Raw genomic sequence first — 25,572 nt, 5'->3', positions numbered from 1 at the left:
AGATTATCTGGCTTGATGCCCCTGCCTTGCATAGCATCCGGATTCCTTCTACAGGGAACAAAATCGAAGACCATGAAACGAATCCAGTTCATCCAAGCCTGTGCCGCAGCGTTGTGCCTGGCGGCGTCCTCCGCCAGCCTCGCGCAGGGCTACCCGACCAAGCCGATCCGCCTGATCGTGCCGTTTCCGGCCGGCGGCGCCACCGACCTCTTCGCGCGCACGCTGTCGCAGAAGATGGGCGAGAAGCTCGGCACCACGGTGGTGATCGACAACAAGCCCGGCGCCGGCGGCGCGATCGGCTCCGACATGGCCGCCAAGGCGCCGGCCGACGGCTACACGCTGCTGCTGGCCACCACCAGCACCCATTCGATCGGCCCGGCGATCAACGCCAAGCTGCCCTATGACACGGTGCGCGACTTCACGCCGATCGCCCACGTGGGCGATGCGCCGAGCATCATGCTGGTGCCCAACAACTCGCCCGCCAAGACGGTGCGCGAGTGGATCGACTACGCAAAGAAGAATCCCGGCAAGCTCAACTACGCGTCGAGCGGCAACGGCACCATCGTGCAGCTCACGGCCGAGCTCTTCAAGTCGCAGGCCGGCGTCTTCGTCACTCACATCCCGTACAAGGGCACCGCGCTCGCGATTCCCGACCTGATCACGGGCAAGGTCGACGTGCTGTTCGACTCGTTGCCGACCGGCATGCCGCACGTGCGCGACGGCCGGCTGCGTGCGCTGGGCGTGACCACGCTCAAGCCCAGCCCGCTGGCGCCCGAACTGCCGCCGATCGCCGACGTGCTGCCGGGCTTCGAATCCAACACCTGGTTCGGCCTCTACGGCCCGAAGGGCCTGCCGGCCGACATGGTGAGCCGCATCAACACGGCCGCCAACCAGTCACTGAGCGACCCGGAGGTGCGCGACAAGCTGGCGCGCCTGGGCATCGAGCCCACCACCAGCACGCCGGCGCAGCTCGCGAGCATGGTGGCGGCCGACGCGGCCAAATGGAAGCAGATCATCATCGACAGGAAGATCACGGGCGATTGAAATGAAATTCGACTACGCAAACCCCTATACCTCCACCCGCATTCCGGTCTTCGCCCGCAACGTCGTCTCGACCTCGCACCCGCTGGCGGCCCAGGCCGGGCTGCGCATCCTGCAGCAAGGCGGCAATGCGGTCGATGCCGCGGTCGCGACCGCGGCGGTCATGACGCTGGTCGAGCCGGTCAGCAACGGCCTCGGCAGCGATGCCTTCTGCATCCTGTGGGACTGCAAGAAGCTGCACGGCCTCAACGCCTCGGGCTGCGCGCCCGCTGCGTGGACGCCCGACTACTTCCGCAAGAAGCACGGCGCCGATGCCGCGACGCCGCCGATGCGCGGCATGGATTCGGTCACGGTGCCGGGCGCGGTCGGCGGCTGGGTGGCGTTGTCCGAGCGTTTCGGCAAGCTGCCTTTCGCCGACCTCATGGCGCCGGCAATCGAGATCGCCGAGCGCGGCTACCTGATGCCGCCCGTGGTGCAGCAGAAGTGGGCCGCGGCCACGCCCATCCTGCAATCCCAGCCGGGCTTCGCGCAGAGCTTCCTGCCGTGGGGCCGGGCGCCCGAAGTGGGCGAGCTGTTCCGTTTCCCGGCGGCCGCGCGCGCCCTGAAGGCCATCGCGGCGACCCGCGGCGATGCCTTCTACAGCGGCGAGATCGCCGAGGCGCTGGAGAAATTCTCGAACGAGAACGGCGGCAGCCTCAAGGTGCGCGACCTCGCGAACTGGAAGCCCGAATGGGTCGAACCCATCGCCCAGAACTACCGCGGCCACACGCTGCACGAGATTCCGCCGAACGGACAGGGCATCGCCGCCCTGATCGCGCTCGGCATCCTGGAGCATTTCGACATCGGCTCGATCCCGGTCGACTCGGTTCGCTCGCAGCACCTGCAGATCGAAGCCATGAAGCTCGCGTTCGCGGACACCTACCGCTACGTGTCGGAGCCATCGTCGATGGAGCTGACCCCGCTGCAAATGCTCGATGGGGCCTACCTCGCCTCGCGTGCCAAACTCATCGATGTGAACAAGGCGCAGGACTTCAAGGCAGGCAACCCGGTCAAGGGCGGCACCATCTACCTCACGGCGGCCGACGAGAGCGGCATGATGGTGAGCTTCATCCAGAGCAACTACATGGGCTTCGGCTCGGGCTGCGTGGAGCCGGGTTTCGGCATCAGCCTGCAGAACCGCGGCCACGGCTTCAGCCTGAAGGACGCGAGCCCGAACCTGGTGGCGCCCGGCAAACGCCCGTTCCACACCATCATTCCGGCCTTCCTCACGAAGGACGGCGCGCCGGTGATGAGCTTCGGCGTCATGGGCGGCAACATGCAGCCGCAGGGCCACATGCAGACCCTGGTGCGCATGCTGGACTACGGCCAGAGTCCGCAGTCGGCCTGCGATGCGCCGCGCTGGCGCTTCAATTCGGGACTCGAGATCAATGTCGAGGCCACGATGGACCCGGCCACCGTGCAGGGCCTGTCCGCGCTCGGCCACAAGGTCGACGTCATCAACGACTCCTACCAGGACTTCGGCGCCGGCCAGTTCATCTGGCGCGCGGGCGACCCGGCGGTGGAAGGCTACGTGGCGGCCAGCGACGCGCGCCGCGACGGCTTGGCCGCGGGGTTCTAGGGTTCGATGCAGCTTCAGGCGTCCGCGCAGCAAACCACCCGCAAGAGCCTTGCGCCGGGCCTGGCCCTCGCCACCTTCGGTGCGATCGCCTTCAGCGGCAAGGCGATCATCGTCAAGCTCGCCTACCGGCACGGCGTCGATGCGGTGACGCTGATCATGCTGCGCATGCTGTTCGCGCTGCCGCTGTTCGCGCTCATGGCGTGGTGGGCCGGGCGGGGCAAGCCGGCGCTCACGCGGCGCGACTGGGTCGGTGTCGTCGGGCTCGGCTTCTCGGGCTACTACCTGTCGAGCTTCCTGGACTTCGCGGGGCTGGCCTACATCACGGCCAGCCTCGAGCGGTTGATCCTGTACCTCAACCCGACGCTGGTGCTGCTGTTCGGCTGGATCGTCTACCGGCGGCGTATCACGCGCTGGCAGTTCGCCGGCATGGCCATCAGCTATTCGGGCGTGCTGCTGGTGTTTGGCCATGAGCTGAGCCTGGGCCACAGCGCCTCGGCCGCGTGGGGTGCGTTCCTGGTGTTCCTGAGCGCGGTGAGCTACGCAGCCTACCTGGTCGCCAGCGGCGAGTTCGTCAAGCGGCTCGGGTCGCTGCGCCTGGTGGGACTGGCGACCAGCGTGGCCTGCCTGCTGTGCATCGCCCAGTTCCTGCTCTTGCGGCCGATGAGCGCGGCCTTCGAGGTGGCGCCCGAGGTGATCTGGCTGTCGGTGCTCAACGCCACGCTGTGCACCGCCATCCCTGTCCTTGCGGTGATGATGGCGATCGAGCGTATCGGCCCCGCGATGGCGGCGCAAACGGGTATGGTCGGGCCGATGTCGACCATCCTGATGGGCGTGGTGCTGCTCGGCGAGCCCTTCACCGCCTGGATTGCGGCCGGCACCGTGCTGGTGATCGCCGGCATCTTTGTCTTCACACGAACGGGGCGCTGAGCCCGGAGGAATCAACATGGATCTGGGAATCGCGGGCAGGACTGCACTGGTGTGCGGCGCCAGCAAGGGATTGGGCTACGGCTGCGCGGAAGCGCTGGTGCGCGAGGGCGTGAACCTGGTGATCGTGGCGCGCGGCGCCGAGGCGCTGGAAGCCGCCGCCAAGACCCTGCAAGCCAGCGCGGCGGGCGGCGCGGCCAGGCCCTTCGTGAAGCACGTGGCGGCCGACATCACGACGCCCGAGGGCCGCTCCGCGGTTTTCGCCGTGCATGCCGACTACGACATCGTGGTCACCAATGCAGGCGGCCCGCCGCCCGGCGACTTCCGCGACTGGGACCGCGAGGCATGGGTGAAGGCGATCGACGCCAACATGCTGACGCCGATCGAGCTGATCAAGACCACGGTCGACGGCATGGCGGCGCGCGGCTTCGGGCGCATCGTCAACATCACCTCGAGCTCCGTGAAGGCGCCGATCGACATCCTGGGCCTGAGCAACGGTGCGCGCAGCGGACTCACGGGCTTCGTCGCCGGTGTCGCGCGCACGGGCGTCGCGGCCAAGGGCGTGACGATCAACAACCTGCTGCCGGGATCGTTCGACACCGATCGGCTGAAGGGCACCTTGGCCGGCGCGGCGAAGAAGTCCGGGCAGGACATCGACGCGATCCGTGCCAGCCGTCAGAAGAACATTCCCGCAGGCCGCTTCGGCACGCCGGCGGAGTTCGGTGCCATCTGCGCCTTCCTGTGCAGCGTGCATGCCGCCTACGTCACGGGCCAGAACGTGCTGGCCGATGGCGGCGCATACCCCGGTACCTATTGACCAGGAGACGCCAATGAAGAGCAAGGCAGTGCGCATCGACCGCCACGGCGGTCCCGAGGAGCTCAAATTCGTCGAAGTCGAGGTCGGCGACCCCGGTCCCGGCGAGATCCGGATCCGCCACAAGGCGGTGGGCCTCAACTTCATCGACACCTACCAGCGCAGCGGCCTCTACCCGTTCGCGATGCCGCTTCAGCTCGGCATGGAAGCCTCCGGCGTGGTCGAGGCGGTGGGCGAGGGCGTCACGCACCTGAAGCCCGGCGATCGCGCCGCCTACGCCAGCCAGCCTCCCGGCTCCTATTGCGAGCTGCGCGTGATGCCGGCCAAGCACGTCTGCAAGCTGCCCGACGCGATCTCCTTCGAGACCGGCGCCGCGATGATGCTGAAGGGCCTGACGACGCAGTATCTGCTGCGCAGGACGCTGCCGGCCGAGGGCCTGCAGCCCGGCGACTTCATCGTGTTCCATGCGGCGGCCGGCGGCGTCGGCCTGATCGCCTGCCAGTGGGCCAAGGCGCTCGGGCTGCAGCTGATCGGCACGGCCGGCACCGACGCCAAGTGCCAGCTCGCGCTGGCCCACGGCGCCGCGCACGCGATCAACTACAGCAAGGAGAACTTCGCCGAGCGCGTGAAGGAGATCACCGGCGGCAAGGGGGTCAAGGTGGTCTACGACTCGGTCGGCAAGGACACCTTCGAGGGCTCGCTGGCCTGCCTGCGGCCCTTCGGCCTGCTGGCGGTCTTCGGCAACGGCTCGGGGCCCGTGGCGGCCTTCAACCTCGGCATTCTGGCCAAGGGCTCCTGCTACGTCACGCGTCCGACCCTGTTCACGCACATCGCCACGCGCGAGAGCACGCAGGCAATGGCCGACGAGCTGTTCGCGGTGGTCGAGAGCGGCGCGGTGAAGATCCCGATCGACCAGCGCTACGCCCTGGCCGACGTGCAGCAGGCGCACCGCGACCTCGAAGCCCGCAAGACCACCGGCTGCACCATCCTCACGCTGTAGCCCGCTGGCGGGCTACAGCGTGTTGAGCCGCGATTCCCGCATCCGGGTGGGCGCCAGCGCGCCGGCCGATTCGAGGATCGGGTAGGCGATCGAGCAGATGTGCGAGTTGATGCGCTTCAGGTCGCTGATCAGGTCGATGTGCAGCGAACTGGTCTCGATGCTCAGCGCGGTCTGGTCCGACAGGCGCCCGAGGTGGGTGGTGGCGTAGGCGCGCTCCAGGTCGCGGAAGCGCGCCTTCTCCTCGAGCAGCTTCTGGGCATCGCGCACGCTGCCGTTCAGGAACACGCTCATGCTGAGCCGGAGGTTGGCCACCAGCCGCTCGTGCAGCTCGACGATCTCGCGCATGCCGGCGTCGGAGAAGTTGCGCTGCGGCTTGATCTTCTTGTCCTCGATGTCGATGATCACGCGCTCGATGATGTCGCCGATCTGCTCCATGTTGATCGTGAAGCTGATGATGTCGGTCCAGCGCCGGCTTTCCTCCTCGCCCAGGGCCTCGCGCGAAATCTTGGTCATGTAGTACTTGATGGCGGAGTACAGCTCGTCGACCGTGTCGTCGAGCTTGCGCAGCTCCTGGGCCAGCCGCAGGTCGTTGTTGCGGATCACGTTGAGCACGCCGATCAGCATGGTCTCGACCACGTCGGCCTGGTGCAGCGCCTCGCGCGCGGCATTCGAGATGGCCAGCGTCGGCGTCGACAGGGCCGAGGGGTCCAGGTGCTGGGGCCGCCGCGTGGCCGCGGGCTCCTCCGGCACCGGCAGCAGGCGTGTCACCAGCGCCGCCACCCAATCGGTGAGGCCGATGAAGCCGATGCTCACGAGCACGTTGAAGGCCAGGTGGTACAGCACGACGAACTGCGTCGCGTCCGAGATGTAGGGCCTGACCTCGCGCAGCCAGAGGCCGACGAAGGGGGCCGCGATCGCCACGCCGAGCAGCTTGAAGACCAGGTTGCCCACCGTGACCTGCCGGACCGAGACCGCCGACTTGGCGGTGGTCAGCACCGCCAGCAGCCCGCTGCCGAGATTGGCGCCGAGCACCAGTCCGAGCGCGACGTCGAGCGGCACCACGTTCGAACTCGCCATTGCCGCGACCAGCAGCACGACCGCCAGGCTCGAGTAGGCGACGATCGCGAGCGCGGCGCCGATGGTGATCTCCAGCAGCACGTCGCTGCCCAGCGTGCCCAGCAATTCACGCATCGCCTGGCCGGCGAACAGGGGTCCGGTGGCCGCCACCACCAGTTGCAGCGCGAGCAGCATCAGGCCGAGCCCGATCAGCACTCGCCCGACGCGGCCGGCCACGCTCGACGGGCGGGTGATGAACAGCACCACGCCGACGAAGATGAAGAGCGGCGACAGCCATGACAGGTCGGCCGAGAACAGCACCGACATCAGGGCGGTGCCGATGTCGGCCCCGCGCATCACCGCCAGCGCGGCCGGCAGCGTCACCAGGCCCTGGCCGACGAAGGAGGAGGTCATCAGCGAGGTCGCGGTGCTCGACTGGACCAGCGCCGTCACGCCGATGCCCGAGAGGGCCGCCGTGAAGCGGTTGCGCATGCTGTGGACCAGGATCTTGCGCAGGTTGGCGCCGAAGACGCGCAGCACGCCCGTGCGAACGAGATGGGTGCCCCATACCAGCAGCGCGACCGCCGCGAGTAAATTCAACAGATGCTTCATGGAAGCAGGGGACTATAGACCAAGCCCCAAGCTGGCCCGGCTTCCATGGCGCGGCCGGGCTACTTGCGCCGCACGCGCCTCAGTTCATCCAGGATCAGGCAGATCGCGCCGAGGGTGATGGCGCTGTCGGCCACGTTGAAGGCCGGGAAGTGCCGGCCGGCCATGTGGAAGTCCAGGAAGTCGACCACGTAGCCGTGCATCATGCGGTCGATCACGTTGCCGATGGCACCGCCCAGGATGGCGGCCATCGAGAACGAGAACAGCTTCTGGCCGGCATGCGACTTCAGCATCCAGACGATGAAGACCGCCGCCGCGATGCCGATGGCGGTGAAGAACCAGCGCTGCCAGCCGGCCGCATCGGCCAGGAAGGAAAACGCCGCGCCGGTGTTGTGGGCCCGGACCACGTTGAAGAAGCTGGTGACGTAGGTCACGTCGCCGTACTTGTAGTAGCCCAGGATCAGCGTCTTGGTGAACTGGTCGACGATCACGATCACCAGCGCGAGGCCAAGCCAGGGCCAGATGCCGAGGCCCGACGAGCCCGAGGATTTGCGGGCCATCAGGCGACGTTCCTTTTCTCTCCGGCGCCGTACAGGTTGCTGGTGCAGCGACCGCAGATACCCGGGTGGGCCGGGTCGTGGCCGACGTCGTCGCGCCAGTGCCAGCAGCGCTCGCACTTGGTCGCGGCACTCGCCATCACCTGGGCCGACAGCGCGTCCCCGGCCGCCAGCTCGACCGCCGAGGTGATCAGCACGAACTTCAGGTCGTCGCCCAGGGAGGCCAGCAGCGCATGGTCGTCGGCCGGCGCCGTGATCGCCACGTTGGCCTGCAGCGAGGAGCCGACCTGGCCGGCGGTGCGCACGGTCTCGATCTCCTTGTTGACCGCATCGCGGATCTCGCGGATGCGGGTCCACTTGGCCAGCAGCGCTTCGTCGGGCGTGCCGAGGTCGCAATAGGTCTGGACGAAGATCGACTGGCCGTCGCCGCAGAACTTCCACGCCTCTTCGGCCGTGAAGCTCAGGAACGGCGCCATCCAGCGCAGCATCGCCTGCGTGATGTGCCACAGCGCGGTCTGGGCGCTGCGGCGCGCGTGCGAACCGGGCGCGGTCGTGTAGAGCCGGTCCTTCAGCACGTCGAGGTAGAAGGCGCCGAGGTCTTCGGAGCAGTACACCTGCAGCTTGGCCACCACCGGATGGAACTCGTACACCTTGTAGTGCGCGAGGATCTCGGCCTGGAACTGGGCGGCGCGGCTCAGCGCGTAGCGGTCGATCTCGAGCAACTCGCCGAGCGGCACCGCATCCTTCTTGATGTCGAAGTCGCTGGTGTTGGCCAACAGGAAGCGCAGCGTGTTGCGGATGCGCCGGTAGGCGTCCACCACGCGCGCCAGGATCTTGTCGTCGCCCGCGATGTCGCCCGAGTAGTCGCTCGCGGCCACCCACAGGCGCGTGATCTCGGCGCCCAGCTTCTTGTTGACTTCCTGCGGGTCGATGCCGTTGCCGAGCGACTTGCTCATCTTGCGGCCCTGGCTGTCGACCGTGAAGCCGTGCGTCAGCAGGCCGCGGTAGGGCGCGCGGCCCTCGAGCGCGCTGGCGATCAAGAGCGACGAATGGAACCAGCCGCGATGCTGGTCATGGCCTTCGAGGTAGAGGTCGGCCTCGGGGCCGGTTTCATGGTGCACGTTCGGGTGGGTGCCCCGCAGCACGTGATAGAAGGTCGAGCCCGAGTCGAACCAGACCTCGAGGATGTCGGTGCTCTTGGTATAGGACGCAGCGTCCTCGGCGCCGAGGATCTCCTCGGTCGTCACGCGGCTCCAGGCCTCGATGCCGCCCTGCTCGACGATGGCCGCGGCCTGGTCGAGGATCTCCATCGTGCGCGGATGCAGCTCGCCCGAATCCTTGTGCAGGAAGAACGGGATCGGCACGCCCCAGCTGCGCTGGCGGCTGATGCACCAGTCGGGCCGGTTGGCGATCATGTCGTGCAGGCGCGCCTTGCCGTTCTCCGGATAGAAGGTGGTCTGCTCGATCGCCGCCAGTGCGGTCTGGCGCAGCGTCTGCGGCGCCTTGTCCTTGGTGAACACGCCTTCGCCCTCGTCCATGCGGATGAACCACTGGGCGGCCGCGCGGTAGATCACCGGCGTCTTGTGGCGCCAGCAGTGCGGGTAGCTGTGGGTGATGACCTCGGTCGTCAGCAGGCGGCCGGCATCGCGCAGCGCCTGGATGATGACCGGCACCGCCTTCCAGATGTTCTGCCCGCCGAACAGGGGGAAGTCGGGCGCGTACGAGCCGTTGCCCTGCACCGGGTTCAGGATGTCGTCGTACGCCACGCCGTGCGCGATGCAGGAGTTGAAGTCGTCCACCCCATAGGCTGGCGAGGAGTGGACCAGGCCGGTGCCGTCGTCGGCAGTCGCGTAGTCGGCCAGGTAAACCGGCGACAGGCGCCGAAAGCCGGCATCGACGTCGTACAGCGGATGCTCGAACTCGAGCCCGCCGAGCTTCTCGCCCTTGACCGTGGCCAGCACGGTGCCGTCGAGCGCATAGCGGTTCATGCACATCTCGACCAGGGACGCGGCGAGAACCAGCAGGCCGCGCTCGGTGTCGACCAGGGCGTAGTCGAGCTCGGGGTTCAGGTTGATGGCCTGGTTGGCCGGGATGGTCCAGGCGGTGGTGGTCCAGATGACGGCGAAGGCATCCTTCGCGAGCGCAGGCAGGCCGAAGGCGGCGGCCAGCCTGGCCGGGTCGTGCGCCTTGAAGGCGACGTCGAGGGTCTGCGACTTCTTGTCCGCGTATTCGATCTCGAACTCGGCCAGCGAGGAGCCGCAGTCGAAGCACCAGTACACCGGCTTCAGGCCGCGGTAGACGAAGCCGCGCTCGATCACGCGCTTGAAGGCGCGGATCTCGCCCGCCTCGTTGGCGAAATCCATCGTCTTGTACGGATGGTCCCACTCGCCCAGCACGCCCAGGCGCTGGAAGTCGCCCATCTGCTGGGCGATCTGCTCGGTTGCGTAGGCGCGGCTCTTGGCCTGCATCTCGTCGCGGCTCAGGTTGCGGCCGTACTTCTTCTCGATCGCGTTCTCGATCGGCAGGCCGTGGCAGTCCCAGCCCGGCACGTAGAGCGCGTCGAAGCCCTCGAGCTGGCGCGCCTTGGTGATCATGTCCTTCAGGATCTTGTTGACCGCGTGGCCCATGTGGATCTGGCCATTGGCGTACGGCGGGCCGTCGTGCAGGATGAACTTGGGCGCGCCATGGCGGGCGTCGCGCAGGCGCTGGTAGAGGCCTTCCTCGTTCCACTCCTTGACCCAGCCCGGCTCGCGCTTGGGCAGGTCGCCGCGCATCGGGAAGGGGGTGTCGGGCAGGTTCAGCGTGGCGCGGTAGTCGGTGGCGCCGTCGGTCTTGGTGTCAGCCATGGGAGTTCCAGAATTCTGCGCTGCCTTGCAACGCTCGGGGATCGAGGGGGGCATGCGGCCCCTTGCATCCCAAGGCGGCCGAACGCGGCGGAAAGCGAGGGTTCCGCTCTAAATTCGGTCGCGCGTGGTCTGGCGATGGGTCTCGGCGTGCGTGGAGGCAAAGAAGGCACGCGCATCGCGGCCATCCTTCGCGATGCCCGCAGTCAGGGCCTCGAGGCTGGTGTAGCGCAATTCGTCGTGCAGTTTGTGCAGCAGTTCCACGCGCACGATTTTACCGTAGGCCCCTTCGCTGCCCAGATGGGCCGGCCAATCGAGGCAATGGGTCTCCAGCAGCACCCGCCCGGCGTTGACGTCGTTGGCGTCGAGCGAAGGCCTGACGCCGAGGTTGGCCACACCGGGCAGCGGCGCCTCGGACAGCCCGTGCACCAAGACCGCGAAGATGCCGCTGGCGGCCGGCTTCCAGTGCTTGAAGCGCAGGTTGAGGGTGCGGAAGCCGTCGTCGCGGCCCGGCGCCGAGGCGCCCAGCGCGCGGCCGAGCTTGCGTCCATGGACCACGTGGCCGGAAATCGCGTAGGGCCGTCCCAGCAGCGCCTGGACATCGGCCATCCGTCCGTCGGCCAGCGCCTCGCGCACGGCCGAACTCGAGACCCGCAGGCCATGCACCTCGTAGCTGTTCATGCGCGCGACGTCGAAACCGTGCTGGTCGCCGGCACGGTCGAGCATCGCGTAGTCGCCGGCGCGCCTGGCGCCGAAGCGGAAATCGTCGCCGACCAGCACGTAGCGCGCGCCCAGGCCCTCGATCAGCACGTGCTGGATGAACTCCTCCGGCGTCTGCGAGGCCAGCCGGGCGTCGAAGGGCAGCACGATGGTCTGCGCCACGCCGCCCGCGGCCAGTTCGGTGAGCTTGTCGCGCAGGGTGCCGATGCGCGCCGGCGCCAGTTCGGGGCGCCTGTTGAGCGCGGCGAAGTAGTCGCGCGGATGCGGCTCGAAACTCAGCACGCAGCTGGGCAGCCCGCGCAGGCGCGCCTCGGTATTCAGCAGCCCCAGCATCGCCTGGTGACCACGGTGCACACCGTCGAAATTGCCAATGGTCAGGGCGCAGGCCGGAGCCACGCCCGGATGCCGAAATCCCCGGAAGACCTGCATCGTTTGGTATCTTTTTGATAGCACTTCGCGCCCATGGAATGGGCACATCAGGGCCTTTTGTCACAAAACCGGTATATTGTGACGCAGTGCGCTGCACGCAAGTGCGTGTGGCAAGCGCCGGTGATCGGTCTTTCCGTGGTTTCTCTGGTCAGAGGAGACGTGTGTGAAGGTCTTGAAGCTGTCGGCCCAAGGGCTGCCCCAATCGTGGATTTCGCTCGAGCAGGCGGTGATCCACTATGCCTCCGACGAGGTCCGCTGGGAGGTAGGCGCGCAGGTGGCGGTGTTCCGGGGCGGCCACAACGCGGTCACCGGCCAGCAATCGCAGATCGCGATCAACAGCATCATCGGCACCAAGGGCGTGCCGCGCATCAATCCCTTCACGCAGCGCCCCGGCCTGACCAACAGCAAGCTGTTCGCGCGCGACCGCAACGTCTGCGCCTACTGCGGCGGCCACTTCGGCGAGGAAGAACTCACGCGCGAGCACATCATCCCGTTCGCTCAAAAGGGAATCGACACCTGGATGAACGTGGTCACGGCCTGCCGGCCCTGCAATCACCGCAAGAGCAGCCGCACGCCCGAGCAGGCCGGGATGGCGCTGCTCTACGCGCCCTACGTGCCCAGCCTGTGGGAAGACTTCATCCTGCGCAACCGCCGGATCCTGGCCGACCAGATGGAATTCCTGATGGCGCACCTGCCCCAAAGCTCGAGGCTGCACGGCTGATGCAGCCATAGCAAGACTGCAGTCCGCGGCCGGCGAAGCCAGGCCCCTTCGTGAAACACCGCGGAACCGGCTTTGCCGGGCCGCTGGTGTTGCCCCCGGCAGGGGGTGGGCGGGCTACACGAAGTGAGCCCAACCTGGGGGCGAGCAACAGTTCAGGCGAAGACGCCTGCCGTGTCCTGCATGCGGGCCGACACTTCGCCCAGGTGGTGCAGGCTGTCGCCGAAGGTCATCTCGAGCTGCGTGAGCTTGCGGAAGTAGTGGCTGCCGATGTATTCGTCGGTCACGCCGATGCCGCCGTGCAGCTGCACGGACTGCTGGCCCACGAAACGCATCGAGGCACCGAGCTGGTACTTGGCGCGGGCCATCGCCTGGCGGCGTTCGGCGGCCGGGGCATTGAGCTTCAGGCTCGCGTAGTAGCTCATCGAGCGGGCCAGCTCGAGCTGCATCTTCATGTCGGCGACGCGGTGGCGCAGCGCCTGGAAGGTGGCGATCGCGACGCCGAACTGCTTGCGCGTGTTCATGTAGTCGACCGTGACCGCGAGCGCCTGGTCCATCACGCCCACGGCTTCGGCGCAGGTCGAGGCGATGCCGATGTCGACTCCGTGCTCGAGTGCGGCCAGGCCGTCGCGGGTGACCAGCGTGGCGGCCGCGCCGTCGAACACGACTTCGGCCGCGCGGCTGCCGTCCTGGGTGCCGTAGCCGCGTGCCGCGACGCCGTCGGCAGCGCGCTCGACCAGGAAGAGGGCCATCTTGCCGTCGAGCTGGGCCGGCACCAGAAAGGCATCGGCTTCGTCGCCGGCCGGCACCAGGCTCTTGGTGCCGTGCACGGTGAAGCCGTTGCCGGCCTTCTGCGCCTTGGCCTCGCAGACGTCGAGCCGGTAGCGCGCCTTGCGCTCCTGGTAGGCCAGCACCACCAGCGCCTGCCCGCCTGCGATGCGCGGCAGCCAGTTGTCCTTGGTGTCGGCGTCGGCATGGCCGGCGAGCAGGGCGCCGGCGATGAACGATTGCGCCAGCGGCTCGAGCACGATGCCGCGGCCCAGCTCTTCCATCACGACCATGCCTTCGACCGGGCCCATGCCCAGGCCGCCCTCGTCCTCGGGGATATAGAGGCCGCCCAGGCCCAGTTCCGCCAGTTCGTCCCAGGCCTCGCGCGAGAAGCCGCCCGCGGCCTCGATGGCGCGGCGGCGCTCGAAACCGTAGCCTTTTTCGACCCACTTGGCGACCGCGTCGCGAAGCTGCTGCTGGTCATCGGAAAAATTGAAGTCCATTGCCTGATCCTTGTGAGTTCGCGTTCAACCCAAGACCGTCTGCGCGACGATGTTGCGCTGCACTTCGTTGCTGCCGCCGTAGATGGTGGTCTTGCGCATGTTGAAGTAGGTCGACGAAAGCGGTGCCAGTTGCGGATGGCCGCCCGGGAAGTCGCCTTGCCAGCCGGCTTCCATCGCTTCGCGGATCAGCGGCAGCGCGTAGGGGCCGCCGGCCAGCATCATCAACTCGGAATAGCGCTGCTGGATCTCGCTGCCCTTGATCTTCAGCAGGCCCGCGATGTCGAGCGAGTTCTTGCCCGAGGTGGCGGCCGACAGCACGCGCAGCACCAGCATCTCGAGCGCGACCACGTCGACCTCGAGCTTGGCGATCTCGTCGCGGAAGCGGGCGTCTTCCCAGACGCCTTCGCTCTTGGCCAGGCGCTTGACGCGTTCGAGCTCGCGCTTGGCGCGGTTGACGTCGGCGATGTTGGTGCGCTCGTGCGACAGCAGGTGCTTGGCGTAGGTCCAGCCCTTGTTCTCCTCGCCGATCAGGTTCTCGGCCGGCACCTCGACGTTGTCGAAGAAGACCTCGTTGACCTCGTGGCCGCCGTCGAGCAGCTTGATCGGGCGGACCGTGACGCCCGGCGACTTCATGTCGATCAGCAGGAAGCTGATGCCGGTCTGCGGCTTGCCCTCGTTGCTGGTGCGCACCAGGCAGAAGATCCATTCGCCGTACTGGCCCAGCGTGGTCCAGGTCTTCTGGCCGTTGACGATGTACTTGTCGCCCTTGCGCTCGGCCTTGGTCTTGACCGAGGCCAGGTCCGAGCCGGAACCCGGTTCGCTGTAACCCTGGCTCCACCAGACCTCGCCGCTGGCGATGCCCGGCAGGAAGCGCTTGTGCTGCTCGGCGTTGCCGTAGGCCATGATGACCGGCGCCACCATCACCGGACCGAAGGGAATGATGCGCGGCGCGCCGGCCAGCGCGGCTTCTTCCTCGAACAGGTGCTTCTCGACCGCGGTCCAGCCGGGGCCGCCGAATTCCTTCGGCCAGCCGTAGCCCAGCCAGCCCTTCTTGCCGAGGATCTTGGCCCATCGCTGCAGGTCGTCACGCGTCAGTTCGAGCGCGTTGTGCACCTTGTGCGAGATGTCTTGGGGAAGGTTTTCTTTGACCCAGGCGCGAATATCTTCGCGGAACTTCTGTTCTTCGGGCGTGAAGCTCAAATCCATGCGTGCCTCGCTGTGTTGATCGAACCGCCGCGGGCGCGGCGTGTCTCCGGAACCGCCGGTTTTAGCACGGTCGTGCGCTTTCGGGGTGTCCGCGTCGCGACAACACGGAGCGCGAAAAGGCAGCACGGATAATCCCGCGTCCCATGAAGAACATTGTGATCCTTATCTCCGGCGGCGGGTCGAACATGGCGGCCATCGTGCGGGCCGCCGAGCAGGAGCGCTGGGCGGCCCGATTCGATGCCCGCGTCGCCGCCGTCATCAGCAACAAGGCGGACGCGCCGGGGCTGGCGCTCGCCCGTGCCAGGGGCATTTCAACCGCGGTGGTCTCGCACAAGGATTTCACCAGCCGGGAGGACTTCGATGCCGCCCTCGCCGAGGCCATCGACGTGCACGCGCCGGCGCTGGTCGTGTTGGCGGGATTCATGCGCATCCTGACACCCGGCTTCGTGACCCGCTACGCGCGCCGGCTGCTGAACATCCATCCGTCTCTGCTGCCGGCGTTCCCCGGCCTCCATACCCACCAACGCGCCATCGAGGCCGGCTGCAAGGTGGCAGGGCTCACGGTGCACGAAGTGACGGTCGAACTCGACCATGGGCCGATCCTGGCGCAGGCGGTGGTGCCGGTGCTGCCCGACGACACCCCAGCGACGCTGGCGGAACGTGTTCTGGTTCACGAACACCGGGTTTACCCGCAAGCGATTGCGGCCTGGCTTGTGGAAACAAAATGACACAATCCGGCAGGTCTCATTTTTCCTGTTCGAGCTTCGCGAAGCGCAACTGTGACGAGCCGTCGATCTCCACGCAGCCGCCGAACATGGCGGCCGGGCGTACCCACAGTCCGCGTTCGCCGTAGAGCGCGCGGTAAAGCGTCATCGGCTCCAGCGTCTCGCTGTGGCGCACCGTGCCGAGTACTTCGTACTCGCCGCCCTTGTAGTGGCGGTAGCGGCCGGGAGGCGTCTCGATCAGGGGTGGCAGGTCGTCGTCGTTCATGCGGGTTGTTTCCTTCGAGGAACTGAAAGGTCGGGATGGATAGGGCGGATTTTGTTCATCTCGTGCGCCTGAGCGAGCATGCCAGCGCGGACGACAGCAGCGGCTACCGGCGCGGGGTCGCGGTTTTCGCCGCCCTGGGCTATCTCTGGGTCATCGCCTGCCTGGCCCTCGCGATCGGCATCATCGCCTGGGTGGTCGGCGGCCTCGGCCAGGGAGGAAGATTCAACTTCACGCGCGGTTGGCTGCTCCTGTTCGCGCTCGGGTTGCTGTGGGCCACGCTGCGTGCGCTGTGGGTGCGTTTCGACGAGCCCGAGGGCGTGCCGCTGGAGCGCGAGGATGCGCCGGCACTGTTCGAGGCGCTGGACCGGATCCGCAAGCGCATCGACGGCCCGCCGGTGCACCGGGTCTTCCTCGACAGCGAATTCAACGCCAGCATTCGCCAGCTGCCGCGCTTCGGGCTCTTCGGCGGCGCGGTCAACCACCTCAGCATCGGCCTGCCGCTGCTGATGGCGCTGGATCGCCGCCGCCTGTTGTCGGTGCTGGCGCACGAGTACGGGCACCTGCGCGGCAACCACGGCAAGCTCAGCGCGTGGATCTATCGCACGCGGATGTCGTGGCTCAAGCTGGACGCCAGTTTCCAGCGCGACGACGGCGTGATGGCCTTCGCCTCGCAGGCCTTCTTCCGCTGGTATTTCCCGCGCTTCGCCGCCAAGACCTTCGCACTGGCGCGCCAGGACGAATACGAGGCCGACCGCGTCGCGGCCCGGCTGCTGGGCACGCGGGTGGTGGCTGGCGCGCTCACCGAGATCGTGGTCAAGAGCGCCTGGTATGCCGAGCAATTCTGGCCCGCGCACTGGTCGCTGGCGGTCGACGAGCCGATCCCGGTCGGCCCGTTCTCGGCGCTGGCGCCGCAGTTGTGCGAACCGGTCGTCCCGGACTTCGCGCGCTCCGCGCTGCGTGCCGCGCTGCGCAGCGTCAGCGATGTCGACGATACGCACCCGGTGCTGCGGGACCGTCTGGAAGCGCTCGACGAAAGGCCCGGCCTGCCGGCCTGGTCGGCCAAATCGGCGTTGGGCCTGCTCGCCGATGCGCCCAGGTGGATTGCGCATTTCGACAACGACTGGCGCCGCGCGCACGCCAATGACTGGAAGCAGCATCACGCCTATCTGGTGCGGGTGCGCGAGCGCGTTGCCATCCTCGCGGCCAGCGCCGGCCGCAACAACGCCGACGAGATGGTCGAGTGGGCTGACTGCGCGCGCCGGATCGATGCCGCGGCCGACGTGCGTGGGCACTACGAGCGTGCCCTGCAGCTCACCGAGAACCATCCGGGGGCCTTGCGTGGCCTGGCGCAACTGCTGCCGGCCCGCGAGCGTGGCGCCCGGCTCGCGGTGCTCGAGCGACTGCACGAATCGAGCATGGCCAGCCGCTGGTGGGCCGCGAAGACGGCGGTCGCGCTGCTCGAGGATCCGGATGCGGGCGGCCACGACGAACGTGCGCTCAAGCTCTGGCGCGAACGGGCCAAGACGGCGGAGGAGGCCGAGCAGCGTGCCTGGGAAGAGATCACTGCCACGCCTTGCTTCAGCCAGATCACCCGCCATGACCTGAGCGAATTCGAACTCGGCGAGCTGCGGGCCGACCTGGTGCGCTGCAGCCCGGTCTCGCGGGCCTGGCTGGTGCGCAAGAACCTGCGCGAATTCCCATGGCGGCGCGCCTACGTGGTTTTTCTCGAGCTGCCGCTCCTGGGCGACGACGAGCGCTGGCAGCTGTGCCGGCAGCTCGAACAGACCCTGAGCCTGCCGGGCGCCGCTCTGGTGCTGTGGGCCGGTCATTCGCCGACGCTCGAGCAAATCGAGCGGCAGGCGTTCGGCGCGATCTGGACTCGAACCGCCCATGGAGGCCGGAGCGGCCACGACTGAGACAATGGGGGCATGCACCCCAAAGCCCTGCTTGACGCCACCGCCGACCTGGTCGGCCTGGTTCTGAAATTCGATCACCCGGCCGACCAGGTCGTTTCGCGCTTCTTCCGCGACCACCGCGAGTTCGGCCCGCGCGAGCGCGCCACCCTGGCGGAGACCGTCTATACGGTGCTGCGCAAGAAGCTCCTGTTCGATCATCTGTCGCCCTCCGGCAGCGGGCCGAAGGAGCGCCGGATGGCGATCCTGGGCTTTTACGGCCCGCGCGACTTCCTCAAGAGCGCGCTCAACGAGACTGAAAAGCGCTGGCTCGACAATTGCGACGCGGTCAAGCAGGACGACCTGCTCGAACGCCACCGGCACAACTTGCCCGAATGGCTCGTGGCGCCGCTCAAGGCGCAGCTCGGCGACCAGTTCTGGCCCCTGGTGGAAAGCCTGCAGCAGCCGGCGCCGCTCGATCTGCGGGTCAACGCGCTGACCGACAAGCGGCCCGAGGTGCAGAAGGAACTGGCCAAGGCGGCGATCAAGGCGGTCGCCACGCCGTTCTCTCCCTGGGGCCTGCGCATCGACGGCAAGCCGGCGCTCAACAAGCTCGACGCGTTCACGCGCGGCGCGGTCGAGGTGCAGGACGAGGGCTCGCAGTTGCTGGCGCTGCTGCTGGATGCCAAGCGCGGCGAAATGGTGGTCGATTTCTGCGCCGGTGCCGGCGGCAAGACGCTGGCCATCGGCGCCACCATGCGCAACACCGGCCGGCTCTATGCCTTCGACACCTCGGCGCACCGGCTCGACGCCCTGAAGCCGCGGCTGGCGCGCAGCGGTCTGTCGAACGTGCATCCGGCCGCAATCGCCCATGAACGCGACGACCGCATCAAGCGGCTGGCCGGCAAGATCGACCGGGTGCTGGTCGATGCGCCCTGTTCGGGGCTCGGCACCTTGCGGCGCAACCCGGACCTGAAATGGCGCCAGTCGCCGCAGTCGGTGCAGGAACTGACGGCCAAGCAGGCCGCGATCCTGCAGAGCGCGGCGCGGCTGGTCAAATCGGGTGGCCGGCTGGTCTACGCCACCTGCAGCGTGCTGCCGGAGGAAAACGAGGCCATCGCCGAGGCGTTCGGCGCCGCCAATCCGGATTTCGAAGCCCAGGACGCCGCGGAACTGCTGGCCGGACTCAAGGTGGCGGGCGCCGAGGCCCTGTGCGCCGGCGGCGAGCGCGGGACGCGCTACCTGCGGCTCTGGCCCCATCGCCATGCCACCGACGGTTTTTTTGCCGCCGTGTGGAACCGGAAATAGGCAGCAGGCTCCAAAGAAAGGGTAAAACTTGCGACGTATCAAGGATTTAAGCCCCTTTTCAGGCTCGAACCTTTAAAATCGCTGGTTACCTGAAGGCTGCACCTTCGTGCGGCCATGGAGTACTGAATTCAATGTTGCCCCCTGACTCTGCCGTTCTGAACGCGGCCATCGACTGGCTCGGAAACGGCTTGTGGGACCTCACATGGTGGCAAGTCGTGCTGTACACGCTCGTCACCACGCACATCACGATCGCCGCGGTCACGATCTTCCTGCACCGTACGCAGACGCACCGGGCCATGGACCTGGGGCCGATCCCCTCGCATTTCTTCCGCTTCTGGCTCTGGCTGGGCACCGGCATGGTGACCAAGGAGTGGGTGGCCATCCACCGCAAGCACCACGCCAAGTGCGAAACCGTGGATGACCCGCACAGCCCGCAGGTCAAGGGCATCGACGAAGTCATGTGGCGCGGCGCCGAGCTGTACCGCAAGGAATCGAAGAACAAGGAAACGATGGAGCGTTTCGGCCACGGCACGCCCGACGACTGGATCGAGCGCAACCTGTACACGCGCTACAGCTGGCAGGGTGTCGGCCTGATGCTGATCATCAACGTCGCCCTGTTCGGCATGCTCGGATTGACGGTCTGGGCTGTCCAGATGCTCTGGATCCCGTTCTGGGCCGCCGGCGTCGTCAATGGCATCGGCCACTACTGGGGCTATCGCAACTTCGAAGCGACGGATGCCAGCACCAACCTGATCCCGTGGGGCATCATCATCGGCGGTGAAGAACTGCACAACAACCACCACACCTACCCGACCTCGGCCAAGTTCTCCGTCAAGAAGTACGAGTTCGACATCGGCTGGGTCTACATCAGCCTGATGCAGAAGATCGGCTGGGCCAAGGTCAAGAAGCTGCCGCCGAAGCTGCAGATGGGCGACGTGGTGCCGGTGGCCAACGAGAAGACCCTCGAGGCCGTCATTGCCAACCGCTACGAAGTGATGGCCGGCTATGCCCGCGAAATGCGCCGCGCCACCCGCGACGAACTCGCTCAGCTCAAGGCCAAGGGGGCCGACCTGTCGGTGCTGAAGGCGGCCAAGAACTGGCTGCACCGCGACGACGACAAGGTGCCGGCTGCCTTGCGCTCGAACCTGGTTCAGGCGCGTGCCGCCCACCCGGTGCTCGACAAGATGGTGACGATGCGCGAAGAGCTGCGCCAGCTGTGGCTCAACACCTCGCAATCGCGCGAGCAGCTGGCCGCCGACCTGGCGGCCTGGTGCCACCGCGCGGAGGCCAGTGGCATTGCCGGACTGCGCGACTTCTCCACCCGCCTGCGTGCCGCCCGCGCCTGACGCTGCTGCGCTCTCACTAAAAAGCCGGCTTTCGAGCCGGCTTTTTCTCGCCTGCAAGAATTGACGGGCAACAAAAAACCCGCTGGATCGCAGCGGGTTCTCTGTTGGAAAGCGCTGAATTACTTCAGCTTGATTTCCTTGTACTCGACGTGCTTGCGCGCCTTCGGGTCGAACTTCATGATCGACATCTTTTCAGGCATCGTCTTCTTGTTCTTGCTGGTCGTGTAGAAGTGGCCGGTACCCGCGGTGGATTCCAGCTTGATCTTTTCGCGTCCGCCTTTGCTCGTTGCCATGATTCAGCTCCTTAAGCTTGGCCGCGTGCGCGCAGGTCTGCGAGCACGGCGTCGATGCCGTTCTTGTCGATCAGGCGCAGGGCAGCGCTCGAAACCCGCAGGCGAACCCAGCGGTTTTCCGTTTCGACCCAGAAACGACGGTATTGCAGGTTCGGCAGGAACCGGCGCTTGGTTTTGTTGTTGGCGTGGGAAACATTGTTTCCGACCATCGGGCCTTTGCCCGTGACTTCGCAGACGCGTGCCATGTTGGACACTCTTTCTTGAACAGCTGGCACCAAAGCAACGCAGCAGGGTTGCGTGGGTGGTTTGCAGCTTGACCTCGCCAGAAACGGGTGGCGGTACCCCGATATCACCGACCGACGCAGGGCGTCAAATTCGGCAAAGCCTTGGATTATAGCCCAAACCCTCCGAAAAGGGCCTGCGCAGCCAGGCCCCGCGGTGAAGCACCGAGGAACCGGCTTTGCCGGGCCTCTGGTGTTGCCCCCGGTAGGGGGTGGGCGCCCGGACACGAAGTGCCGGGCAACCTGGGGGCGAGCTTACTGCTCCAAGAAGCGCTGGGCGTCCAGCGCTGCCATGCACCCCGTGCCGGCACTGGTGATCGCCTGGCGGTAGACATGGTCCTGGACGTCGCCGGCGGCGAAAACGCCGGGCACGCTGGTCATGGTCGCGAAGCCCTGCAGGCCGGAGCGGGTGAGGATGTAGCCGTCCTTCATCTCGAGCTGGCCCTGGAAGATGTCGGTGTTGGGATGGTGCCCGATCGCGATGAAGCAGCCCTTGAGCTGAAGGTCCTCGGTGGTGCCGGTCTGGGTGTTCTTCAGGCGGACACCGGTCACGCCGGAGTCGTCGCCGAGCACCTGGTCCAGCGTGTTGTGCACCTTGAGCTCGATCTTGCCTTCGGCCACCTTGGCATGCAGCTTGTCGATCAGGATCGGTTCGGCGCGGAACTTGTCGCGGCGGTGCACCAGCGTGACCTTGCTCGCGATGTTCGACAGGTAGAGCGCCTCCTCGACCGCGGTGTTGCCGCCGCCGATCACGCAGACTTCCTGCTCGCGGTAGAAGAAACCGTCGCAGGTGGCGCAGCCCGAGACGCCGCGGCCCATGAAGTGCTGCTCGGAGTCGAGCCCGAGGTACTTGGCCGAGGCGCCGGTGGCGATGATCAGCGCGTCGCAGGTGTAGGTGCCGCTGTCGCCCGTCAGGGTGAAGGGGCGCTTGCTGAAGTCGACCTTGTTGATGTGGTCGAAGACGATCTGGGTCTTGAAGCGCTCGGCGTGCTCCAGGAAGCGCTGCATCAGGTCGGGACCTTGCACGCCATGGACATCGGCCGGCCAGTTGTCGACGTCGGTCGTCGTCATGAGTTGGCCGCCTTGCGCCATGCCGGTGATCAGCATGGGTTCGAGGTTGGCGCGGGCCGCGTAGACTGCGGCGGTGTAACCGGCCGGGCCGGAGCCGAGAATGAGAACCTTAGCGTGCAGTGGGGATGACATGAGTAGAAAACCTAGGATTGACGCTGCAGCAGCGTGTACATTTTCAGGGTGGTTTATAGATATGGAGTATCACCGTTCGGTTCAAGCCCGTCCGGCGACTCCTTTCAATGCGCGCGATTGTATTTATCCATCGGTTTTTGAGTCGCGCCGAATCGGGGATTGATGAATGTCGATGTTGTCCAATCTTGAATTGCTCCGTCGCGTGCCGTTGTTCGCAGCGCTGACGCCCGCCCAGTCCGCGAGCATCGCCGATGCGATCGTCAAGAAGCGCTTCAAGCGCGCCGAGGTCGTCGTCGAACAAGGCAAGAAGTCGGATGCCCTGTACATCATTCTGACCGGCCGGGCCCGTGTCATGAGCACCGACAGCCGTGGGCRGGAGGTCATTCTCGCGACGCTGCATCCGGGCGACTACGTCGGCGAGATGAGCATGATCGACGACGAGCCGCATTCGGCCACGGTGCGCACCGAGATCCAGACCGATGTGCTGATGCTCGATCGCGACGCCTTCGCGCGCTGCCTGCCCGAGAACTCCTCGATGTCCTACAACATCATGCGCGGCCTGGTGGCGCGCCTGCGTCACGCCGATCGCAAGATCGAGTCGCTGGCGCTGATGGACGTCTACGGCCGCGTGGCGCGCTCGCTGCTCGAATTCGCGGTCGACGACGGAGAGGGCAACCTCAAGGTGCGCGACAAGATCTCGCGCCAGGACCTGGCGAAGATGGTCGGCGCCTCGCGCGAGATGGTGAGCCGCGTCATGAAGGATCTGGAGGAGCGCGGCTTCGTCCAGACCCAGCCCGATGGCTCGATGATCGTCAAGGAACGACTCTCATCGCTCACCTGACCGTCAGGCCGGCGGCGCCGCAACGCGCCGGCCACAACGTCGCCGGCCCTGACAACGCGGCCGCGGGCGTTTTCGTTGTAGTTTTGCCGGACCTGCCCGCCATCGCGGGCCGGACGGCGTGCCTTTCATGACTTATTCGCTCAATACCCTTCAGAACTCCTCGCCCGGCGAGGCGCAGCCGGTGCGGCTGCGCGCGATGCGATTCGCGCACGAAATCACCCTCATCGCGGGTTTCGTGGTGCTCTTGTTCTGGCTGCTCGCGATGCTGAGCTTCACGCCCTCGGATGCCGCCTGGTCGACCTCCGGCACCGGTGGCGAGGTCAAGAACTGGGGTGGCCGCATCGGCGCCTGGCTGGCCGACGCGAGCTACTTCCTGGCCGGCTATTCGGTCTGGTGGTGCCTGGCGGCCGGGCTGCGCGTCTGGCTGTCATCGCTGGCCGGCTGGATGCGCGGTGGCGAGGAGCCCTCGGGCGAGCAGCCGCCGCGCGGCCCCTTCAATCGCAGCCGTCTCGCCTTCTGGTTCGGTTTGATCCTGCTGCTGTGCGCCAGCGCGATGCTCGAATGGTCGCGCCTCTACCGGCTCGAGTTCCGCTTGCCGGGGCACGGCGGTGGCGTGCTCGGCTACCTGGTCGGGCCGGCCAGCGTCAAGTGGATGGGCTTCACCGGCTCGGCGCTGATCGCGATCGCCGGTGGCGTGATCGGCTCGGCACTGGTGTTTCGCTTCTCTTGGGGCCAGATCGCCGAGCGCATCGGAACGCGCCTGTATTCGCTGTTCGAGTCGCGGCGCGAGAAGCGCGAGATCGCCCAGGACATCGCGCTGGGCAAGCAGGCGGTGCGCGAGCGCGAGGAACTGTCCGCCGCCGACCCGGGCCCCGAGCCCGAGGCGCCCGACGAAGAACTGCGCATCATTCCGCGGCTCAAGCGCCGCGCGCCCTCGCCGCCGGTGCAGATCGAGCCGGCGCTGGCCGAAGTGCCCAAGAGCGACCGGGTGGCCAAGGAGCGCCAGAAGCCGCTGTTCCGCGAACTGCCCGACAGCAAGCTGCCGCAGGTCGACCTGCTCGATGCCGCGCAGATGCGCCAGGAAACCGTGTCGCCGGACACGCTCGAGATGACCTCTCGCATGATCGAGAAGAAGCTCAAGGACTTCGGCGTCGAGGTGCGGGTGGTGCTGGCCTCGCCCGGTCCGGTGATCACGCGCTACGAGATCGAGCCCGCCACCGGCGTCAAGGGCTCGCAGATCGTCGGCCTCGCCAAGGACCTGGCGCGCTCGCTGTCGCTGGTGTCGATCCGCGTGGTCGAGACCATTCCCGGCAAGAACTACATGGCGCTCGAGTTGCCGAACGCCAAGCGGCAGTCGATCAGGCTCAGCGAGATCCTGGGCTCCCAGGTCTACAACGAGGGCAAGTCGATGCTCACGATGGGCCTGGGCAAGGACATCATCGGCAACCCGGTGGTGGCCGACTTGGCCAAGATGCCGCACGTGCTGGTGGCCGGTACCACCGGTTCGGGCAAGTCGGTGGGCATCAACGCGATGATCCTGAGCCTCTTGTACAAGGCCGAGGCGCGCGATGTGCGCCTGCTGATGATCGACCCGAAGATGCTCGAGATGTCGGTCTACGAAGGGATCCCGCACCTGCTGGCGCCGGTCGTGACCGACATGCGCCAGGCGGCCCACGGCCTCAATTGGTGCGTGGCCGAGATGGAGCGCCGCTACAAGCTGATGAGCAAGCTGGGGGTGCGCAACCTGGCCGGCTACAACGTCAAGATCGACGAGGCGAAGGCGCGCGAGGAGTTCATCTACAACCCCTTCAGCCTGACCCCCGACAGCCCCGAGCCCCTCGCGCGCGAACCGCACATCGTGGTCGTGATCGACGAACTGGCCGACCTGATGATGGTGGTCGGCAAGAAGATCGAGGAGCTGATCGCGCGCCTGGCGCAGAAGGCGCGCGCGGCCGGCATCCACCTGATCCTGGCGACGCAGCGGCCCAGCGTGGACGTGATCACCGGCCTGATCAAGGCCAACATCCCGACCCGCATCGCCTTCCAGGTCTCGAGCAAGATCGACTCGCGCACCATCCTCGACCAGATGGGCGCCGAGGCGCTGCTGGGCATGGGCGACATGCTCTACATGCCGAGCGGCACCGGCCTGCCGGTGCGCGTGCACGGCGCCTTCGTGAGCGATGAAGAGGTCCACCGTGTCGTGGCGTATCTGAAGTCGCAGGGCGAGCCGGACTACATCGAGGGCGTGCTCGAAGGCGGCACGGTCGACGGTGACGGCGATGTGCTGGGCGAAGGCGGTGGCGATGGCGGCGGCGAGAAGGACCCGATGTACGACCAGGCGGTCGAGGTCGTGCTCAAGCACCGCAAGGCCAGCATCTCGCTGGTGCAGCGCCATCTGAAGATCGGCTACAACCGCGCCGCCCGGCTGGTCGAGGACATGGAGAATGCCGGCCTCGTGAGCGCGATGAGCGGCAGCGGCCAGCGCGAGATCCTGGTGCCCGCAAGAACGGAATAAGCTCGCCCCCAGGTTGTCCGCACTTCGTGTCGGACGCCCACCCCCTACCGGGGGCAACACCAGCGGCCCGGCGAAGCCGGTTCCGCGGTGTTTCACC

22 protein-coding genes are annotated in these 25,572 nt (G+C 66.9%); 12 read left to right on the top strand and 10 right to left on the bottom strand.

All coding sequences use genetic code 11. From position 1 onward, the window contains the following. Window positions 1-72 precede the first annotated feature (72 nt). The 5 genes from AB4Z46_RS22580 to AB4Z46_RS22560 are packed head-to-tail and all read left to right on the top strand — an operon-like array spanning window position 73 to window position 5,397. Window positions 73-1,044: a tripartite tricarboxylate transporter substrate binding protein gene (locus AB4Z46_RS22580; RefSeq protein ID WP_442285780.1), complete on the top strand. Its 972-nt coding sequence runs from the start codon at window positions 73-75 to the stop codon at window positions 1,042-1,044. 1 nt (window position 1,045) lies between these two features. Then, entirely contained in the window at window positions 1,046-2,659 is a 1,614-nt protein-coding gene (locus AB4Z46_RS22575; RefSeq protein WP_442285779.1) for a gamma-glutamyltransferase family protein, read from the top strand. Window positions 2,660-2,665: 6 nt separating this feature from the next. Next, the gene (locus AB4Z46_RS22570; protein ID WP_442285778.1) at window positions 2,666-3,586 is read left to right on the top strand and encodes a DMT family transporter; all 921 of its coding nucleotides are present in this window, start codon (window positions 2,666-2,668) and stop codon (window positions 3,584-3,586) included. Between the two features lie 16 nt (window positions 3,587-3,602). Then, window positions 3,603-4,400, top strand: coding sequence for an SDR family oxidoreductase (locus AB4Z46_RS22565; protein ID WP_442285777.1), 798 nt, complete (start codon window positions 3,603-3,605; stop codon window positions 4,398-4,400). Between the two features lie 13 nt (window positions 4,401-4,413). After that, a complete protein-coding gene (locus AB4Z46_RS22560) occupies window positions 4,414-5,397 on the top strand; it encodes a quinone oxidoreductase family protein (RefSeq protein ID WP_442285776.1) in 984 nt (327 codons plus the stop codon). 12 nt (window positions 5,398-5,409) lie between these two features. Here the strand turns inward: AB4Z46_RS22560 and AB4Z46_RS22555 are convergent, their stop codons facing one another. From AB4Z46_RS22555 to AB4Z46_RS22540, 4 genes are all read right to left on the bottom strand, one after another. Further along, on the bottom strand, window positions 5,410-7,065 hold the full coding sequence (locus tag AB4Z46_RS22555; RefSeq protein WP_442285775.1) for a Na/Pi cotransporter family protein: 1,656 nt from the start codon (window positions 7,063-7,065) through the stop codon (window positions 5,410-5,412). 59 nt (window positions 7,066-7,124) lie between these two features. Further along, window positions 7,125-7,622 carry a signal peptidase II gene (gene lspA, locus AB4Z46_RS22550; protein WP_442285774.1) on the bottom strand — a complete coding sequence of 166 codons (498 nt, stop codon included), beginning with the start codon at window positions 7,620-7,622 and terminating at the stop codon, window positions 7,125-7,127. After that, complete coding sequence (gene ileS / locus AB4Z46_RS22545; RefSeq protein ID WP_442285773.1) at window positions 7,622-10,465, bottom strand: isoleucine--tRNA ligase; 2,844 nt, start codon at window positions 10,463-10,465, stop codon at window positions 7,622-7,624. Before ileS ends, lspA begins: the two co-directional genes overlap by 1 nt. A 108-nt stretch (window positions 10,466-10,573) precedes the next feature. After that, on the bottom strand, window positions 10,574-11,611 hold the full coding sequence (locus AB4Z46_RS22540; RefSeq protein WP_442285772.1) for a bifunctional riboflavin kinase/FAD synthetase: 1,038 nt from the start codon (window positions 11,609-11,611) through the stop codon (window positions 10,574-10,576). Window positions 11,612-11,774: 163 nt separating this feature from the next. Here AB4Z46_RS22540 and AB4Z46_RS22535 point away from each other — a divergent pair, with 163 nt between their 5' ends. After that, on the top strand, window positions 11,775-12,332 hold the full coding sequence (locus AB4Z46_RS22535) for an HNH endonuclease (protein WP_442285771.1): 558 nt from the start codon (window positions 11,775-11,777) through the stop codon (window positions 12,330-12,332). Between the two features lie 152 nt (window positions 12,333-12,484). On the opposite strand, the gene AB4Z46_RS22530 is transcribed toward AB4Z46_RS22535, so the two are convergent. Both AB4Z46_RS22530 and AB4Z46_RS22525 read right to left on the bottom strand, forming a co-directional pair. Continuing rightward, entirely contained in the window at window positions 12,485-13,600 is a 1,116-nt protein-coding gene (locus AB4Z46_RS22530) for an acyl-CoA dehydrogenase family protein (protein ID WP_442285770.1), read from the bottom strand. Between the two features lie 24 nt (window positions 13,601-13,624). After that, the gene (locus AB4Z46_RS22525) at window positions 13,625-14,806 is read right to left on the bottom strand and encodes an acyl-CoA dehydrogenase family protein (RefSeq protein ID WP_442285769.1); all 1,182 of its coding nucleotides are present in this window, start codon (window positions 14,804-14,806) and stop codon (window positions 13,625-13,627) included. 143 nt (window positions 14,807-14,949) lie between these two features. On the opposite strand from AB4Z46_RS22525, the gene purN reads away from it, so the two are divergent. After that, window positions 14,950-15,534 carry a phosphoribosylglycinamide formyltransferase gene (gene purN, locus AB4Z46_RS22520; RefSeq protein ID WP_442285768.1) on the top strand — a complete coding sequence of 195 codons (585 nt, stop codon included), beginning with the start codon at window positions 14,950-14,952 and terminating at the stop codon, window positions 15,532-15,534. A gap of 16 nt (window positions 15,535-15,550) precedes the next feature. On the opposite strand, the gene AB4Z46_RS22515 is transcribed toward purN, so the two are convergent. Next, window positions 15,551-15,796, bottom strand: a complete 246-nt coding sequence (locus AB4Z46_RS22515; protein ID WP_442285767.1) for a DUF1653 domain-containing protein — start codon at window positions 15,794-15,796, stop codon at window positions 15,551-15,553. Between the two features lie 35 nt (window positions 15,797-15,831). On the opposite strand from AB4Z46_RS22515, the gene AB4Z46_RS22510 reads away from it, so the two are divergent. The 3 genes from AB4Z46_RS22510 to AB4Z46_RS22500 all read left to right on the top strand — a co-directional run bounded on the left by AB4Z46_RS22510 (window position 15,832) and on the right by AB4Z46_RS22500 (window position 20,342). Then, a complete protein-coding gene (locus tag AB4Z46_RS22510; protein ID WP_442285766.1) occupies window positions 15,832-17,712 on the top strand; it encodes a M48 family metalloprotease in 1,881 nt (626 codons plus the stop codon). 12 nt (window positions 17,713-17,724) lie between these two features. Next, a complete protein-coding gene (locus tag AB4Z46_RS22505; protein WP_442285765.1) occupies window positions 17,725-18,996 on the top strand; it encodes an RsmB/NOP family class I SAM-dependent RNA methyltransferase in 1,272 nt (423 codons plus the stop codon). A gap of 131 nt (window positions 18,997-19,127) precedes the next feature. Beyond that, entirely contained in the window at window positions 19,128-20,342 is a 1,215-nt protein-coding gene (locus tag AB4Z46_RS22500; protein ID WP_442285764.1) for a DesA family fatty acid desaturase, read from the top strand. Between the two features lie 119 nt (window positions 20,343-20,461). On the opposite strand, the gene rpmG is transcribed toward AB4Z46_RS22500, so the two are convergent. The 3 genes from rpmG to trxB all read right to left on the bottom strand — a co-directional run bounded on the left by rpmG (window position 20,462) and on the right by trxB (window position 22,119). After that, a complete protein-coding gene (rpmG, locus tag AB4Z46_RS22495; RefSeq protein WP_007830291.1) occupies window positions 20,462-20,635 on the bottom strand; it encodes a 50S ribosomal protein L33 in 174 nt (57 codons plus the stop codon). An 11-nt stretch (window positions 20,636-20,646) separates the two neighbouring features. Then, window positions 20,647-20,880 carry a 50S ribosomal protein L28 gene (rpmB, locus tag AB4Z46_RS22490; protein ID WP_028251282.1) on the bottom strand — a complete coding sequence of 78 codons (234 nt, stop codon included), beginning with the start codon at window positions 20,878-20,880 and terminating at the stop codon, window positions 20,647-20,649. A gap of 291 nt (window positions 20,881-21,171) precedes the next feature. Continuing rightward, a complete protein-coding gene (gene trxB, locus AB4Z46_RS22485; protein ID WP_442285763.1) occupies window positions 21,172-22,119 on the bottom strand; it encodes a thioredoxin-disulfide reductase in 948 nt (315 codons plus the stop codon). A 166-nt stretch (window positions 22,120-22,285) separates the two neighbouring features. Between trxB and AB4Z46_RS22480 the strand changes: the two genes are divergently transcribed. Beyond that, window positions 22,286-22,960 carry a Crp/Fnr family transcriptional regulator gene (locus tag AB4Z46_RS22480; RefSeq protein WP_442285762.1) on the top strand — a complete coding sequence of 225 codons (675 nt, stop codon included), beginning with the start codon at window positions 22,286-22,288 and terminating at the stop codon, window positions 22,958-22,960. A 127-nt stretch (window positions 22,961-23,087) separates the two neighbouring features. Then, window positions 23,088-25,475 carry a DNA translocase FtsK gene (locus AB4Z46_RS22475; protein WP_442285761.1) on the top strand — a complete coding sequence of 796 codons (2,388 nt, stop codon included), beginning with the start codon at window positions 23,088-23,090 and terminating at the stop codon, window positions 25,473-25,475. Window positions 25,476-25,572 lie beyond the last annotated feature (97 nt).

It is taken from the genome of Variovorax sp. M-6 (genome assembly GCF_052114385.1).
Classification (GTDB): Bacteria; Pseudomonadota; Gammaproteobacteria; order Burkholderiales; family Burkholderiaceae_C; genus Variovorax.
Note: the sequence above shows the minus strand (reverse complement) of the source record. Positions and strands in the feature narration are given on the sequence as shown.

Bases quoted from the DNA above. Each gene is read 5' to 3' on its own strand.
- lspA (WP_442285774.1), bottom strand. From the start codon at position 7,622: ATGGCCCGCAAATCCTCGGGCTCGTCGGGCCTCGGCATCTGGCCCTGG.
- AB4Z46_RS22530 (WP_442285770.1), bottom strand. From the start codon at position 13,600: ATGGACTTCAATTTTTCCGATGACCAGCAGCAGCTTCGCGACGCGGTC.
- AB4Z46_RS22525 (WP_442285769.1), bottom strand. From the start codon at position 14,806: ATGGATTTGAGCTTCACGCCCGAAGAACAGAAGTTCCGCGAAGATATT.
- purN (WP_442285768.1), top strand. From the start codon at position 14,950: ATGAAGAACATTGTGATCCTTATCTCCGGCGGCGGGTCGAACATGGCG.
- AB4Z46_RS22510 (WP_442285766.1), top strand. From the start codon at position 15,832: ATGGATAGGGCGGATTTTGTTCATCTCGTGCGCCTGAGCGAGCATGCC.
- AB4Z46_RS22540 (WP_442285772.1), bottom strand. From the start codon at position 11,611: ATGCAGGTCTTCCGGGGATTTCGGCATCCGGGCGTGGCTCCGGCCTGC.
- AB4Z46_RS22575 (WP_442285779.1), top strand. From the start codon at position 1,046: ATGAAATTCGACTACGCAAACCCCTATACCTCCACCCGCATTCCGGTC.
- AB4Z46_RS22580 (WP_442285780.1), top strand. From the start codon at position 73: ATGAAACGAATCCAGTTCATCCAAGCCTGTGCCGCAGCGTTGTGCCTG.
- AB4Z46_RS22500 (WP_442285764.1), top strand. From the start codon at position 19,128: ATGTTGCCCCCTGACTCTGCCGTTCTGAACGCGGCCATCGACTGGCTC.
- AB4Z46_RS22565 (WP_442285777.1), top strand. From the start codon at position 3,603: ATGGATCTGGGAATCGCGGGCAGGACTGCACTGGTGTGCGGCGCCAGC.
- AB4Z46_RS22475 (WP_442285761.1), top strand. From the start codon at position 23,088: ATGACTTATTCGCTCAATACCCTTCAGAACTCCTCGCCCGGCGAGGCG.
- AB4Z46_RS22515 (WP_442285767.1), bottom strand. From the start codon at position 15,796: ATGAACGACGACGACCTGCCACCCCTGATCGAGACGCCTCCCGGCCGC.
- rpmB (WP_028251282.1), bottom strand. From the start codon at position 20,880: ATGGCACGCGTCTGCGAAGTCACGGGCAAAGGCCCGATGGTCGGAAAC.
- AB4Z46_RS22560 (WP_442285776.1), top strand. From the start codon at position 4,414: ATGAAGAGCAAGGCAGTGCGCATCGACCGCCACGGCGGTCCCGAGGAG.
- AB4Z46_RS22570 (WP_442285778.1), top strand. From the start codon at position 2,666: ATGCAGCTTCAGGCGTCCGCGCAGCAAACCACCCGCAAGAGCCTTGCG.
- AB4Z46_RS22555 (WP_442285775.1), bottom strand. From the start codon at position 7,065: ATGAAGCATCTGTTGAATTTACTCGCGGCGGTCGCGCTGCTGGTATGG.
- AB4Z46_RS22505 (WP_442285765.1), top strand. From the start codon at position 17,725: ATGCACCCCAAAGCCCTGCTTGACGCCACCGCCGACCTGGTCGGCCTG.
- trxB (WP_442285763.1), bottom strand. From the start codon at position 22,119: ATGTCATCCCCACTGCACGCTAAGGTTCTCATTCTCGGCTCCGGCCCG.
- ileS (WP_442285773.1), bottom strand. From the start codon at position 10,465: ATGGCTGACACCAAGACCGACGGCGCCACCGACTACCGCGCCACGCTG.
- rpmG (WP_007830291.1), bottom strand. From the start codon at position 20,635: ATGGCAACGAGCAAAGGCGGACGCGAAAAGATCAAGCTGGAATCCACC.